12 protein-coding genes are annotated in these 13,850 nt (G+C 68.9%); 5 read left to right on the top strand and 7 right to left on the bottom strand.

Annotated features, from left to right (window positions below; all coding sequences use genetic code 11):
• Window positions 1-23: 23 nt before the first annotated feature.
• Both Mschef_RS01580 and ttcA read right to left on the bottom strand, forming a co-directional pair.
• On the bottom strand, window positions 24-941 hold the full coding sequence (locus tag Mschef_RS01580; protein WP_081126095.1) for a recombination-associated protein RdgC: 918 nt from the start codon (window positions 939-941) through the stop codon (window positions 24-26).
• 60 nt (window positions 942-1,001) lie between these two features.
• Window positions 1,002-1,871 (bottom strand): tRNA 2-thiocytidine(32) synthetase TtcA, encoded by an 870-nt coding sequence (ttcA, locus tag Mschef_RS01575; RefSeq protein ID WP_081126094.1) that lies wholly within the window; start codon window positions 1,869-1,871, stop codon window positions 1,002-1,004.
• Window positions 1,872-1,954: 83 nt separating this feature from the next.
• On the opposite strand from ttcA, the gene Mschef_RS01570 reads away from it, so the two are divergent.
• The gene (locus Mschef_RS01570) at window positions 1,955-2,161 is read left to right on the top strand and encodes a YdcH family protein (protein ID WP_081126093.1); all 207 of its coding nucleotides are present in this window, start codon (window positions 1,955-1,957) and stop codon (window positions 2,159-2,161) included.
• A 157-nt stretch (window positions 2,162-2,318) separates the two neighbouring features.
• Here the strand turns inward: Mschef_RS01570 and Mschef_RS01565 are convergent, their stop codons facing one another.
• Both Mschef_RS01565 and Mschef_RS01560 read right to left on the bottom strand, forming a co-directional pair.
• The gene (locus Mschef_RS01565; RefSeq protein ID WP_081126092.1) at window positions 2,319-2,879 is read right to left on the bottom strand and encodes a DUF4156 domain-containing protein; all 561 of its coding nucleotides are present in this window, start codon (window positions 2,877-2,879) and stop codon (window positions 2,319-2,321) included.
• Between the two features lie 163 nt (window positions 2,880-3,042).
• Window positions 3,043-5,925, bottom strand: coding sequence for a M16 family metallopeptidase (locus tag Mschef_RS01560; RefSeq protein ID WP_081126091.1), 2,883 nt, complete (start codon window positions 5,923-5,925; stop codon window positions 3,043-3,045).
• 215 nt (window positions 5,926-6,140) lie between these two features.
• Between Mschef_RS01560 and Mschef_RS01555 the strand changes: the two genes are divergently transcribed.
• Together Mschef_RS01555 and Mschef_RS01550 are read left to right on the top strand one after the other, a co-directional pair.
• On the top strand, window positions 6,141-6,836 hold the full coding sequence (locus Mschef_RS01555; RefSeq protein WP_081126761.1) for an SDR family oxidoreductase: 696 nt from the start codon (window positions 6,141-6,143) through the stop codon (window positions 6,834-6,836).
• 74 nt (window positions 6,837-6,910) lie between these two features.
• The gene (locus tag Mschef_RS01550; protein WP_136256194.1) at window positions 6,911-7,687 is read left to right on the top strand and encodes a hypothetical protein; all 777 of its coding nucleotides are present in this window, start codon (window positions 6,911-6,913) and stop codon (window positions 7,685-7,687) included.
• 3 nt (window positions 7,688-7,690) lie between these two features.
• On the opposite strand, the gene Mschef_RS01545 is transcribed toward Mschef_RS01550, so the two are convergent.
• Complete coding sequence (locus Mschef_RS01545) at window positions 7,691-8,371, bottom strand: DUF4097 family beta strand repeat-containing protein (protein WP_136256195.1); 681 nt, start codon at window positions 8,369-8,371, stop codon at window positions 7,691-7,693.
• Between the two features lie 189 nt (window positions 8,372-8,560).
• On the opposite strand from Mschef_RS01545, the gene gpmI reads away from it, so the two are divergent.
• Entirely contained in the window at window positions 8,561-10,093 is a 1,533-nt protein-coding gene (gpmI, locus tag Mschef_RS01540; protein ID WP_081126088.1) for a 2,3-bisphosphoglycerate-independent phosphoglycerate mutase, read from the top strand.
• Between the two features lie 141 nt (window positions 10,094-10,234).
• Window positions 10,235-12,109 carry an autotransporter domain-containing protein gene (locus tag Mschef_RS01535; protein ID WP_081126760.1) on the top strand — a complete coding sequence of 625 codons (1,875 nt, stop codon included), beginning with the start codon at window positions 10,235-10,237 and terminating at the stop codon, window positions 12,107-12,109.
• A gap of 75 nt (window positions 12,110-12,184) precedes the next feature.
• On the opposite strand, the gene Mschef_RS01530 is transcribed toward Mschef_RS01535, so the two are convergent.
• Together Mschef_RS01530 and folE are read right to left on the bottom strand one after the other, a co-directional pair.
• The gene (locus Mschef_RS01530) at window positions 12,185-13,006 is read right to left on the bottom strand and encodes a YbaY family lipoprotein (protein ID WP_168708791.1); all 822 of its coding nucleotides are present in this window, start codon (window positions 13,004-13,006) and stop codon (window positions 12,185-12,187) included.
• Between the two features lie 139 nt (window positions 13,007-13,145).
• Window positions 13,146-13,751, bottom strand: coding sequence for a GTP cyclohydrolase I FolE (gene folE, locus Mschef_RS01525; RefSeq protein WP_081126759.1), 606 nt, complete (start codon window positions 13,749-13,751; stop codon window positions 13,146-13,148).
• Window positions 13,752-13,850: the final 99 nt, after the last annotated feature.

Raw genomic sequence — 13,850 nt, 5'->3', positions numbered from 1 at the left:
TCTCCGCGCTCCGGCGCAGGCGCTCAGGCGTCCTGCGGCCGGGGCAAGCCGAACCATGTGTCCAGTTTGTCGAACACGCGCCGAAGTTCAAGTGCCATCAGCGCAAATCGTGCATCCAGCTCGGCCTCGACCGAGTCCGGCGCCTGCTGGTTGAGCTCTTCCTGGATCACGTCGAGGAACTTCAGCCTGCGCAGCACCAGATCCTCGCCCAGCACGAAGGCGAGGCGGCCATCGAACACCAGGCCCAGTTGCGTCACCTGCTTGCCGGCGCGCAGGTGTTCCTGTACCTCGTCGGCCTCCAGCGCCTGGCGCCGGCAGCGCGCGATGGCTCCGGCGTTGCCCGTGGCCTCGCGCAGCTCGCATTCGTCGCCCAGCTCGAGGCCTTCGGGCAGGCGCCGGGCGGTGAGCCACTCGGTCATCACCAGGCGCGGCGCGCGCTCGGCCGCCAGTGGCAGCGCCGGGAAGCTGCCCAGTGCCTCGCGCAGGCCGCTGATCGCGGCCTCGGCGGCTTTGCGGCTGGCGGTGTCCAGCACCGCCCAGCCCTGCGCCAGGTCGAGATAGCCGGGCAGTTGCGAGGGCCGCGCGAAGGCGCGCGGCAGCAGCTCGTCGATGAGCTCCTGTTTCATGCGCTTGCGCTCGCGCCCGCCCACCGGCCGGCCCAGTTCCCCGGCGCGCGCCTGGATGCGCCGCCCCAGTTCCGCATTGATCACCACCGCCGGCAGCAGCTTGTCCTCGTTGCCGGCGCTGAACAGCACGCAGCCCTGCAGCGTGCGCGTGAGCGCGCCCTGCAGCGGCCCCAACGGCGACACGAAACCGTGCGTGGCCAGTTCCAGCGGTCCGCAGGGGCGCAGGCGGTGCGCATCGAGCGCGGTTTCCAGCTCGCCCAGCGTGGCCGCGACGGCGGGGGAGAAACGAAACAGGCTGAGATTGCGAAACAACATGCGTGGAATCCTGAGGAATGGGAAATGCAGCCGCGTCGGCGGCCGCGCGCTGCGGCGTGCTCAGACCGGGGCGTCGGCCAGCGCGTAGGGCACGCCGGCCAGCCAGGCGTGGGCGTCGGGCGCCGGCGTGTTGTCGCGCGCGCCCAGCGCGGCGAAGTCGAACCAATCGCGATCCACCAGCTGCGCGGGTACGACATGGCCCAGCGCGCGAAAGATGTTTTCCAGGCGGCCCGGATGTTCGCGCTCCCATGCGTCCATCAATGCGCGGACGTGCTTGCGCTGCAGGTTGTCCTGCGAACCGCACAGGCTGCACGGGATGATCGGGAACGCGCGCAGCGCGGCGTATTCGGCGATCTCGGCCTCGGCGACGTAGGCCAGAGGGCGGATCACGATGTGCTGGCCGTCGTCCGAGCGCAGCTTGGGCGGCATGGCTCGCAGGCTGCCCTGGAAAAACAGGTTCAGGAAAAACGTGGCGATGATGTCATCGCGGTGGTGCCCCAGTGCGATCTTGTTGAAACCCGCTGCGCTGGCGTGCTGGTAAATCGCGCCGCGGCGCAGGCGCGAACATAGGCCGCACATCGTCCTGCCCGCGGGCACCACGCGCTTGACCACGCTGTAGGTGTCCTGTTCCAGCACGGTGAACGGCACGCCGCGCGCGGCCAGATAATCGGGCAGTACGTGGGCGGGAAAGCCGGGTTGCTTCTGGTCCAGGTTCACCGCGACCAGCTCGAAGCGCACCGGCGCGCGCGCCTGCAACGACAGCAACACGTCCAGCAGCGTGTGCGAGTCCTTGCCGCCGGACAGGCACACCATCACCCGGTCGCCATCCTCGATCATGTTGAAATCGGCGATCGCCTGGCCGACCTGGTGGCGCAGGCGCTTGGCCAGGCGCTGGCTCTCGTGCTCGCGTTTGCGGGGATCGTTGGACATGCGGGCGCGCGGCTGGCCACGGCGGAAGGCCGTGCATTCTAGCGCCTCGCCGCGGCGCTACACTGCAGCGAAGACCCGACGCCATGCACTACGACGATCCTGCCGCCATCGCCCGCGAACTGATTGCGCTGCGTACCGAGCATCGCGATATCGACGTGCTCATCGCGCGCCTGCAGGCCGACGCGCACGCCGACCAGTTCGCGCTGGCGCGCATGAAAAAACGCAAGCTGCGGCTCAAGGACATGATCAGTTATCTGGAAAACAAGCTGATTCCGGATCTGGATGCCTGAGTGCGACCCGGGCCCGGGTCCATGGGCAAAACGTCGCGCGGCGTCACAGCGACCGCTGTCATCCGTGGGCACGTGCAGCGCGAGCCGGGGAACCGGTGGACGTGGTCGTGCGCCACGCTGGATGCCCGCCGACGCGGGCATGACGCGGCCGGCCTGGCTACCGGTCCTGCGCGGGTGCGCCGACGCTGCTGCCTGCGGCCGGCCATGGCGCGGTGGCGGGCGTGGCCGGGCTGGCCGGATGCGCAGGCACGGTTTCGATCTGCAGCGGCTCGGCGCGCAGCGGCGCGGTTTGCGCGGGGCCCGTCGGCGGCAGCGGCTCGGGCTGGGTCGCAGGCGCTGCGGGCACGACGGCGGGTGCGCCCGTACCCACATCGCGCGGCAGCTTGCCGGAGCACTGGTAGGCGCCCCACTGCTGCTGGCCGTTGACCGGTGGTCCCAGCGGCTTGACCGTATTGGCGCTGAGTCCGGCGCCGGCGTTGCGGGCCAGGACTTCCAGCTCGTCGCGCACGGTCAGGTTGTCGCGCGCGAATGGGCCGATGTGGTCGCTGACCGACACTGTTGCCGTGCCCACCTGCGTGCAGCCGGCCACGCTGTCGACGTAAGCAGCCACCACGCCGTGCGCGGCAGGCGTGAGGTGCACGTTGAAGCTGGCGCATCCGCTCAGCAACAGCGTGGCGGCGAGGGTCGCGGTGAGGGACAACGAAGTCGTGGCGCGCATGGCGGATTCCGGGCAGGGGCGGGGCGGCGGCGCGGGCGCAACGCGGTCGTGGTGTGCTGCAGCCGCGCGGGCCCGGATGGACGGGCAAAAAATCGGGCGGATCGCTCCGCCCGACAAGCATAGCGACTGCATTGGCGCCGCGGCAGGCCCGCCGGCACCGCGTTCAGCGCAGGATCGCACCTTCGCTGTCGATCACCTGCACCTCGCCGAGGTTCAATGCGCGGATCGGCTGCTCGATCTTGTTCAAGTCGCCGACCACGACCCAGGTGTAGTGCGCCGGCTGCACCACGGCGCGCGCCGCGGCCTGCACCTGCGCATCGCTCAGCGCCTCGATGCGCTTGCGCAGCGTCTGCACGTAATCGTCGGGGCGCGCGTACTGCACGATGCCGGCCACCGCGCCGAGCACGGCGCGCGCGCTTTCGTAGGTGCCGGGCAGCTTGCGCACCTCGCTCTGCTTGACCTTGCTGATCTCCTCGCGGCTGGGCGGCTGCGCGCCGATGAGCGCCTGCGATTCGCGCAGGATCTCGGCCACCGATTCGGCGGTCTTGTCGGTCTGCACCGGCGCGTAGGCCAGGAACGGACGCTGGCCTTGCGCGTCGCGCAGCAGCGTGCCGGCACCGTAGGCCCAGTGCTTGTCCTCGCGCAGATTCATGTTCAGGCGCGAAGTGAAGCTGCCGCCGAACACCTCGTTCATGGCATTGATCGCCAGGAAATCGGGACTGGCCGTGGGCGGCGCCAGCAGGCCGGCCAGGATCAGCGTCTGCGGCGCACCGGGCCGATCCATCAGGAACACGCGCGGACGCTGCGCGGTGGCCACCGCGGGCACGCTGAGCTCGAGGCGCGGCGTGGCCGGAACTTTCCAGCCGCCAAACGCGGCTTCGAGCCGCGGCAGGATCGCGGCCAGCGTGGTATCGCCGGCGATCAGGATTTGCACGTTGTCCGGGCGTACCACGGCGGCGTGGTAGGCGCGCAGATCGTCGGCCTTGAGCGCCTGCACCGCGGCCTCGGTGCCGGTGCCGCTGAAGGGAATGGCGTAGGGATGCCCCTTGCCGTACAGCAGTGGCGGCATGATGCGCAGGGCCAGCCCGGTGGGCTGCGCCTTTTCCTGCGCGATACCGGCCAGCCACTGCTGGCGCACGCGCTCGATGTCGACGTCGCGGAACGCCGGTTGCTGCACGATGTCGGCGAGTAGCGCCAGCGATGGCTGCAGCTGATCCTGCAGCGCCGACAGATATGCGGTGGTGGTGTCCAGACCGGCGCTGGTGCCGAGCTGCGCGCCGAGCTGCTCGAGGCGCCTGGCGATGGCGATGGAGTCCAGCGTCGCGGTCCCTTCATCGAGCATGGCCATGGCGAAGCCGGCGCGACCGGGTTCGCCCGCACCGCCATCGCTGGCGTAGCCGCCGCGGAACAGCAGTTCGACGTTGACCACGGGTACGGCGTGGCGTTCGGCCAGCACCACCGGGATGCCGTTGCTCAGCGTGGCGCGCTGCAGGGCGGGGAAGTCCAGATCGGGGAAGCGCTCGACCTCGGGCACGCCGTGCTTGCGCTCGGCCGTGCTGGCCACGGCGCGATACGCCGCCGCCGCATCGGCCTTGAGCGCGGGCGCGCCGGCAGCCGTCGGCAGACCCCGCTGCAATTTGGCGTAGGCCGCATCGCTGGCGGTGACATCGCTGCCGGGCTCGACCACGAGGGTGAAATCGCCCTGCCCCAACCAGCGCTGCGCGGCGCCGCGCACCGCCTGCGGCGTGGCCGCGCGCAGCATCGCGAAATCCTCGAGGTAAGCGGTCGGGTTTTTGCGGTACACCTGACCCTCGGCCAGCACCGTGGCCTTGCCGCCGAAACCGCCGACTTTCTCGATGCCGCGGATGAACGTGGCGCGCGATTCGGTGCGCGCGCGCGCCAGCTCGTCGGCGTCGGGCCCCGTGGCGAGGAATCTGGCCAGCTCGTCGTCGAGCGCGGCCTCGACCCTGGCCGGGTCGGCGCCCTTGCGCACACTCACCTGCAGCATGACCATGCTGGCCAGCTCGAACGGCATCACGCTCATGCTGACGCTGTCGGCGAGCTTGTCCCGGTAGACCAGACGCTGGTACAGGCGCGAGGCCTTGCCGCCGCCCAGCGCTGTGGTGGCCAGATCGAGCAGCGTGGCGTCGGCGTCGGCCAGGCCGGGTGCGTTCCACTCGCGGTAGATGCGCGTCTGCGGCACCTTGTCGGGGAACACCGCGCGCGTGGATGTCGTGCGCGCCGCCGTCCACGGCTGCGGACGGCTGAGGCGCGGGCCGGGACCGATGTCGCCGAAGTAGCGCAGCACTTTTTCGCGTGCCTGCGCGGGGGTGATGTCGCCGGCCAGCACCACGGTGGCGTTGGCCGCGCCGTAATACTCGCGGAACCAGTTCTTCACATCGCCCAGCGCGGCGGCGTTGAGGTCGGCCATCGAGCCGATGGTGGTGTGGTGGTAGGGGTGATTGGCCGGGAAGGCGTTGGCCTGCAGCAGGGTGAACACGCGGCCATAGGGCTGGTTCTCGCCCTGGCGCTTCTCGTTCTGCACCACGCCGCGCTGTTCGTCGAGCTGCGCCTGGCCGATCGCGCCGAGCAGATGGCCCATGCGGTCGGACTCCATCCACAGCGCCATGTCCACCGCGGTGGTGGGCACGGTCTGGAAATAATTGGTGCGGTCCAGCCAGGTGGTGCCGTTCTGATCGGTGGCGCCGGCCAGTTCGAACGGGCGGAAGTATTCGTCGTTGTGGTTCTCCGAGCCCTGGAACATCAGGTGCTCGAACAGGTGCGCGAAGCCGCTGCGCGCGGCCGGCTCGTTCTTGGAGCCGACGTGGTACCACACGCTCACCGCCACCACCGGCGCCTTGTGGTCTTCATGCACCACCAGGGTCAGCCCGTTGGGCAGCACGTAGCGCGTGTAGGCGAGGGTGGGCACTGCTGCAAGGACGGGCGCCGGAGTGACCGTCCGTCCATCGCGCTCGGCGCGGGCGTGGACGAGTCCGCTGCAGCCCAGCAACAGGCCAACGACAAGCAATCGGTGCAAACGGATCATGCATCTCTCCTGATGAGGCCACGGCGGCGCCGGGCAGGTGGCGGCGCGTATTTCCCCCCGCGCCACGCGGACCCGCACCATGCCCGCCCGCCCGCCCGCGCCGCATGTGCCACAGGATGGGTGCCGGAAGTCCGGGGTCGGCGTGGCGTGCGCGCTCGCGTGAGCACCGTCGCTGGCCTAGCATGGACCACACCTGCCACCACGAGGACCTGTCCATGCGCAGCGCCCTGATCACCGGCGCCAATCGCGGCCTCGGTCTGGAGTTCACCACGCAACTGCTGGATGCCGGCTGGCAGGTGACGGCGTGTTGCCGCGCGCCGTCGCAGGCACGGGAACTGCACACGCTGGCCGCGCGCCACGCCGGGCGCATCGAGCTGCTGGCGCTGGATGTGGCCGATGCCGCGGCGCTGACCGAGCTGCCGGCGCGTCTGCGCGCGCTGCGCCATCTGGACCTGCTGATCAACAACGCCGGCGTGCTGGTCTCGGGTGAGCGTTTTGGCACGGTGCGCAGCGAGGATCTGGCGCGCAGTTTCGCCATCAACGCCAGTGCGCCGCTGCTGTTGACCCAGGCGCTGGCGCGGTTGCTGGAAAAGGCGCACGCGGCCAAGGTGCTGTGCATCAGCTCGCAACTGGGCTCGATCGCGCAAGCCAGCAGCTTCCGCACGGTCAGCTACGCGATGAGCAAGGCCGCGCTGGACATGGCGGTGCGGCGCCTGGCCGCGGAGCTGGGACCACGCGGCATCAGCGTGCTGGCCATGCATCCCGGCTGGGTGCGCACCGACATGGGCGGCGGTAGCGCGCCGCTGCAGGCGCCAGAGTCGGTCAAGGGCATGCTCGCCGTGCTGGCCCGCGCCACGCCGGCGCAGGGCGGACATTTCTACGCGTATGACGGCAGCGAAGTTCCGTGGTGAGCGCGTGCCGCGGCGGCGCATAGCTCGCGCTCACGTGGGCTTGACGGCATGCGGGCGAGGCTCGCGGCATGCGCATGTTCAACCTGCTCCCGCTGCTGCTGTTGATTCCATCGGTTGCCGTTGCGCAATCCGCGGCACTGCACGGTGATGTTGGCAATGCCTATGCGCGTGATGGCACGCTGTTGTACCGCGAACAGCACATCACTTGGCGGCAGGACGGGCAAACGCAGCGCGTGGTGATTTATCGCTGCCCCGACGGCGCGGCTTTCGCACGCAAGCGTCTGCGCGCCACGGCTGATCCGGCCACGCCCGATTTCAGCCTGCTGGATGGCGCCATCGGGCAGCGCATCGAAGTGCGCCGTCACGACGGCGGCATCGCGCTGAGTTACCGCTCCCGCCGCGACGCCGACACGCATACCGCGCAGTTGCCGCTGCCCCGACACGCGATCATCGATGCCGGCTTCAACGACTACGTGCTCGAGCACTGGGACAGCTTGCTCGGCGGGGCAACCCGGCACGTTGCCTTTTTGCTGCCAAGCCGGCGCGAGTGGATGAACTTCAGCGTGCGTCGCGTGGACAAGGACGAGGCCGCGCGCGCTGGCGCGGCCGTGTTCCGTCTGCAGCTGGGCAGCTGGTTCGGCTTCATGCTGCCGCATGTGGATGTGCGCTACAGCCTCGATGATCGCCGCCTGCTCGACTACCGTGGTCCCAGCAACCTGAGCAACGCGCGCGGCGACAACCCCTGGGTCAACATCGAGTTTCCCGCCGACCAAGCGCAGGCCACGCTCAGCGCGCAGGCACTGGCTGCGGCCGCGCAGGCGCCGCTGGACGGACGCTGCAGTCTGCACTGAGGTTCATTCCGCCGCCGCCGCGGGTGCCGTGCCGGCAAAGCGCAGCACGCGCGCGCCGCTGACGGGTCCGATGACGGCGTGATCGCTGACGTACAGCCTGACCGGGCGCTGGAACACCAGTTTCCCGGCGATCCTGCAGCCTGGGCCAACCACGATCACGGGCTCGTGCTGGAACATGGGGAACCATGTCGCAAACCAGCTCTGGTCACGCCTGACGGTGAGCCCGCCGCCGATCAGCGCACCGTTGTCCAGGCGCACGTCGCCGGCCGTGGTCTCCACATCACCGTGCACGCTGGCCGCATCCAGCTGGATGCGGCCGTTGACGTTTCTTGCCGTGCCGGCGACTACGCTGCGCGGCGCCAGATGCAGGCCGCCGTTGACCGTGGCGATGGCGCCGCTGACGGTGGCACCGGGTTGCAGCCGGATGGCGCCATTGACCGTGTGCAGCGCGGCGGCGCGCGCATCGTCGCCCAGGGTGATGCCGCCGTTGACCGTACTGGCGCGTCCGACCACGGCCTTGGCGCCGATGCGGATGGCGCCATTCACAGTGTCCACATTGCCGGCCTGCCGCCCCGCGCCGATATCGATACTGCCGTTGACCCTGGATCGATCCGCCAGCGCTGCGTGCGCCGTCGCGCCGCACACTGCCAGCAGCAGCATTCCGCCCAGCCATGACGCACGCATCGCTGCCTCCCCGGACATGTCGTCGCCCAATCGAACTCGTGGATGCTCCCGTGGCGCGCGTTATAGCGCGTTGTCGTCGGGGCTGCATGCGGCATCGGGCAGGGTCGCGCACCTGTTGATCGAAACAGCCGGTCGGCGCTGCTGGTGCCTGCTAGCATCGCGCCCTCTCCTGCTGCCGTGCGCGCCGCCATGAGCCCAGTCCCCAAGCCCGTGCTGTTGTTGATCCTGGATGGCTGGGGCGCGCGCGCCGAGCGCAGCGACAACGCCATCGCGCTGGCGCGCACGCCGCACTGGGATGCACTGCTGGCGCGGCATCCGCACAGCCTGCTCGACACGCACGGTCTGGCGGTGGGGCTGCCCGCGGGCCAGATGGGCAACTCCGAGGTCGGGCACATGAATATCGGCGCCGGGCGCGTGGTGTATCAGGAGCTGACCCGCATCGACCGCGACATCGATTCCGGCGCGTTCACGCGCAACCCGGCCTTGTTGCAGGCCTGCGCCGCGGCCAGGACCGGTAGCGGCACCCTGCACCTGCTCGGCCTGCTCAGCCCGGGCGGCGTGCACAGTCACGAGGAGCACCTGTTCGCCATGCTGCGCCTGGCGCACGCGCAAGGCGTGGCACACATCATCGTGCACGCGTTTCTGGATGGCCGCGACACGCCGCCGCGCAGCGCGCGCGCCTCGCTGGAAAAATTGCAGGCGCTGTGCGATGCCACGCCCGGCGCGCGCGTCGGCAGTATCAGCGGGCGCTACTGGGCGATGGACCGCGACCAGCGCTGGGATCGCGTGCAGCGCGCCTGGCAGGCCATCGTGGCCGGCGAAGGCATGCACGCCGATGCGGCGCTGGCTGCGCTGGAGGCCGCCTACGCGCGCGGCGAGGACGACGAATTCGTTGCCCCCACCGTGCTCGCCGACGCACCCGGTGTGCATGACGGCGACGCGGTGGTGTTCATGAATTTCCGCGCCGACCGCGCGCGCCAGCTCAGCCGCGCTTTCGTCGACGCGGATTTCAAGGGCTTCGCCAGCGCGCAACGGCCGCGGCTCGCGGCCTTCGTCACGCTCACCGAGTACGCGAAGGATCTGCCGGTGAGCGCGGTCGCCTATGCGCCGGACGATCTGCGCGATGGCCTGGGCGAGACGCTGGCCATGCACGGGCTCAGGCAACTGCGTATCGCCGAGACCGAAAAATACGCGCATGTCACGTTCTTTTTCTCGGGCGGACGCGAAGCGCCGTTCCCCGGCGAGGAGCGCATCCTCGTGCCCAGTCCCAAGGTCGCCACCTACGACCTGCAGCCGGAGATGAGTCTGCCGGAGCTCACCGACAGGCTGGTCGCTGCCATCGCGGACGGTGGTTTCGATTTCATCGTGTGCAACATCGCCAACGGCGACATGGTCGGGCACAGCGGCAAGCTGGATGCCGCGATCCGCGCCGCCGAGGCGGTGGACGCGGCGCTGGGGCGCATCGTGCCGGCCATCGAGCATGTCCACGGCGCGTTACTGATCAGCGCCGACCACGGCAACCTCGAGCAGATGCGCGATGCGCACGGCCAGCCGCATACCCAGCACACGGTCGGTCCGGTGCCGCTGGTGTATGTGGGCGCAGGCCACTGCACGTTGCGTTCCGGCGCGCTGTGCGACCTCGCGCCCACCGTGCTGGCGTTGCTGCAACTGCCGCAGCCAGCGGCGATGAGCGGGCACAGCCTGCTGGTTGCCGCGGGCTGAGGCGCCGGATCGACCGCGGCCATGTGTGCGCAGCGCAGCATGCGCATGCGTACGGATTGCAGTACCGTGACGCCCCCGGCCGCCGCCCGACGCGCCGCCAAGAAAACTTCCCGCACACGCCGCTCAAGCAAGGAGTTCCGCATGCTTCGCACCCGCACTCTGGCCATTGCCGTCGGCCTCGCCATGGCCCTCGGCACCGGCGCCGCACAAGCTTCCCCCTTCAGCAAGATCTTCGTGTTTGGCGACAGCCTCAGCGACGACGGCAACCTGTCGCTGGCGCTGACCAACGGCACCGTGCAGAACAGCTTCACCACCAATCCCGGCCAGGTCACCATGCAGGACGTGGCCACGTATTTCGGCTACGGGCTGACGCCTTCGTTGCTGGGCGGCACCGATTTCGCCTGGGGCGGCGCCGGCCTGCTCAACAACTCACCCGGCACGCCGAGCACGGTGCCGCTACTGACCGCGCAGTTGCAGCAGTACCTCACCGCCAGCGGCGGCAAGGCCGATCCCACCGCGCTGTACTCGGTCTGGGGTGGCGCCAACGACATTTTCTACAACGCCTACGTCGCCGGCATCGGTGGACAAACCGCGCAGCAGGCGCAGTTCAACATCATCGCCGCGGCGCAAACCGAAGGCGGCATGCTGGCCACGCTGAAGGGTGCCGGCGCGCGCTACATCCTGGTGTTCAATCTTCCCAACATCGGCGCCACGCCCTCGGCGGCGGCGCAGGGTCCGGCCGCGCAGCAGGCGCTCACCGGGCTGACGCTGACTTTCAACAACACGCTAGATCAGGCCATCCAGCAGGTCAATCCGGGCGTCAACATCATCCCGGTGAACGTGTACGGCATGCTCAATGAATTGCTGGCCAACCCGGCGCTGTACGGTTTCAGCAACGTCACCACGCCGGCCTGCGGCATCACCGCCAGCGCCGTGCAGTGCGGCCCGGCCGGCTCCGGCGCGCCCTACACCTACGCGCCGGGCACGCAGAATACGTATCTGTTCGCCGATGGCGTGCACCCGACCACCGCCGGCTACGCGCTGCTGGGACAGTATGTCGAGTCGATCATCAATGCGCCGGCGCAGATGTCCCTGCTGCCGCAGGCGCCGCTGGCGGCCTACGCCGCGCACCAGCGCGCGCTGCGCGATGAAATGCTGGTCGACAGCCTCGGCGAGGCGCGCAAGGGCGTGCATTTCTTCGCCAATTACGACTACGGCCACCAGACCTACGACGCCACCGCGAACACCATGCGCAGCACCAGCAACAACAATGTGCTGACCATCGGCGCCAACGCCGCGGCCAACCGCAACTTTTCGGTGGGCATGGCCATCGGTGCCGCCCAGCTCAATACCGGCGGCGTCGGCGCGGTCAGTTTCAAGACCCAGGATTTGCTGTTCAGCGGCTTCGCCAATGCGCGATTCGGCGCGGCCTATCTGAGCGGCAACGCCAGCATCGGCCAGCTGTCGTATACCAACATCGTGCGTTACATCCCGCTGGGCCCGGCGCTACGCGTGGAAAACGGCAAGACCAGCGGCTCGCAGCTGGCCGGCACGCTGGAAGGCGGCTACTGGTTCGACTGGGGCAATCTGCGCACCGGGCCGTTCGCGCAGCTTGGCTATCAGCGCGTCAGCGCCGACCAGTTCAGCGAGAGCAGCGGCGATGCCAGCGCCATGACCTTCGGCAAGCAGGTCGTCAAGGCGGCCACGGCGGAGCTGGGCTGGCAACTGACCGGCCGCACCGCGCTGGGCGGCGTGCCGCTGCAACCGTTCGCGCGCGTGTCCTATGAGCACGATTCGGATGCGCAGGCGCAGCTGGTGAGCGCGGGCCTGACCACCATGCCGGGCACTTTCGCGCTGCCCGGTTTCGTGCCGGACAAGAACTGGGTCAACGCCAGTCTCGGGTTGAGCGCGCGCTTCTCGCCCAGCCTGACCGGATTCGCCAGCTACACCGGCATGTTTTCCAACAACAGCCAGAAGCTCAACAGCATCGATCTGGGCGTGAGCATGACGTTCTGAGTTTGTGCGGACTGCGGCGCACAATAAAGCCGTCCTCGCGGACGGCTTTATTCTTGCTAACTGATCCGATTGCGCCTACTTGCCGGCGCCGGCCCGCTGCAGCATCGACTGGGCATCCGCGTACAGGCTGCGGGCATCGGTTGCGTCGAGCCGGGTCGTGGTGCCACCCGCGCTGCGCTCGTGCAATACCAGAGTGCCGGCGGCATCCCAGCCGGCGCGCTCGACCAGGCTGGGCTTCTGTCCGCGCCCAGCGCTGTGCGACAGCACCACCACCCAGGGCTTGCCATCGCGGTAGGCGATTTCGGTGCTGGTGAAGCCCTTGGTGCCGGCGTCCTCGAGTTCGCGCACGAACACCACCTTGCCATCGGTATCGCGGAATACCTGCCAGCCGCGCGACATGCCGACCTCGCTCTGGTCGCCTTGCGTGTACTTGAGCCCGCCGATGCGCGCCTTGAGCGCCTCATAGCCGGCCAGCGCCTGCTCGCCGGGCGTCGGCAGCGGCTTGAGTTGCACGCTGATCTGCGCGCTGTTGCCGCGGGTCAGTACCGGATACTGGATCGGGGTGATGTACTTGCGCTGCGCGTCACTCATGCTGGCGTTGAGCACATACAGGTCATCGCTGTTGATCGCAGTGGCCGCGAATGGCAGGCTGAAATCAGCCGGCAGCGTGGTGATGGTCTGCGTTTTGCTGGCGACCACCACGTTGGGCTGCTTGCTGACATCGACCAGTTCGAGCTGGAGATCACCCTGGCCGTCCAGCGCGGTGGTGCCGAGCACGCTGACCGTGCCGCTGACAGCCACGGGCGCGGCCGCGACCGTGGCCGTCGACGAGGAACCGCTGCAACCAGCGGCAAGCAAGGTAGCCGCGATCAGCAGCGGCAAGACATAGCGACGCATGGGAAACCTCTCCGTACAAGAAATGGGCGTTCCCGCCTGAGTTTGCGGGAGCCACAAGCCGGGCACTATAGCGCCACGCATGCGTGCTTGAATACAAACGAAATTTTGACATCGCGATGCCACGCGCACCGCGCGCGGCTCAGGTGCGCTTGCTGCCATCGATATCGATGAAGCGCAGGAATTCCAGGCGTGTGCTCGGGTTGTCACGGAATGCGCCGCGCATAGTGCTGGTGATCATCGACACGCCGCGCTTGTGCACGCCACGCGTGGTCATGCACTGGTGCTGCGCGTCGACCACCACGGCGACGCCGCGCGGCTCCAGCACGCGCTCGATGCAGTCGGCGATCTGCGCGGTGAGTTTTTCCTGCACCTGGAAACGTCGCGCATAGGCATCGACCACGCGCGCCAGCTTGGAAATGCCGACCACGCGCCCGTTGGGCAGGTAGCCCACGTGGGCGCGCCCGATGATCGGCGCCATGTGGTGTTCGCAGTGGCTTTCGAAAGCAATGTCGCGCAGCACGATCAGCTCGTCGTAGCCGGCGACTTCCTCGAAGGTGCGCGCCAGGTAGGTCTCGGGGTCCTCGGCATAGCCCGAAAACCAGTCGCCATAGGCCTTGACCACGCGCTTGGGGGTCTCGATCAGGCCTTCGCGCGCCGGGTCTTCACCGGCCCAGCGCAGCAGCGTGCGTACGGCTTCCTCGGCGCTGGCGCGGCTGACGCCGTTGTGTTCGTCGTTGCCATGCATGGGCTTGCTCCACTGTTGAATCGAAAGTCCGAAGAAGTTCGGGCGCTGGTCATGCGTTGCGTCATGCATTGCATTGCCTGCGCGTCGCGGGCGTCAGCG

It is taken from the genome of Metallibacterium scheffleri (assembly GCF_002077135.1).
Classification (GTDB): Bacteria; Pseudomonadota; Gammaproteobacteria; order Xanthomonadales; family Rhodanobacteraceae; genus Metallibacterium; species Metallibacterium scheffleri.
The sequence above is the reverse complement of the archived record's forward strand: the minus strand, read 5'-3'. Positions and strand labels throughout refer to the sequence as shown.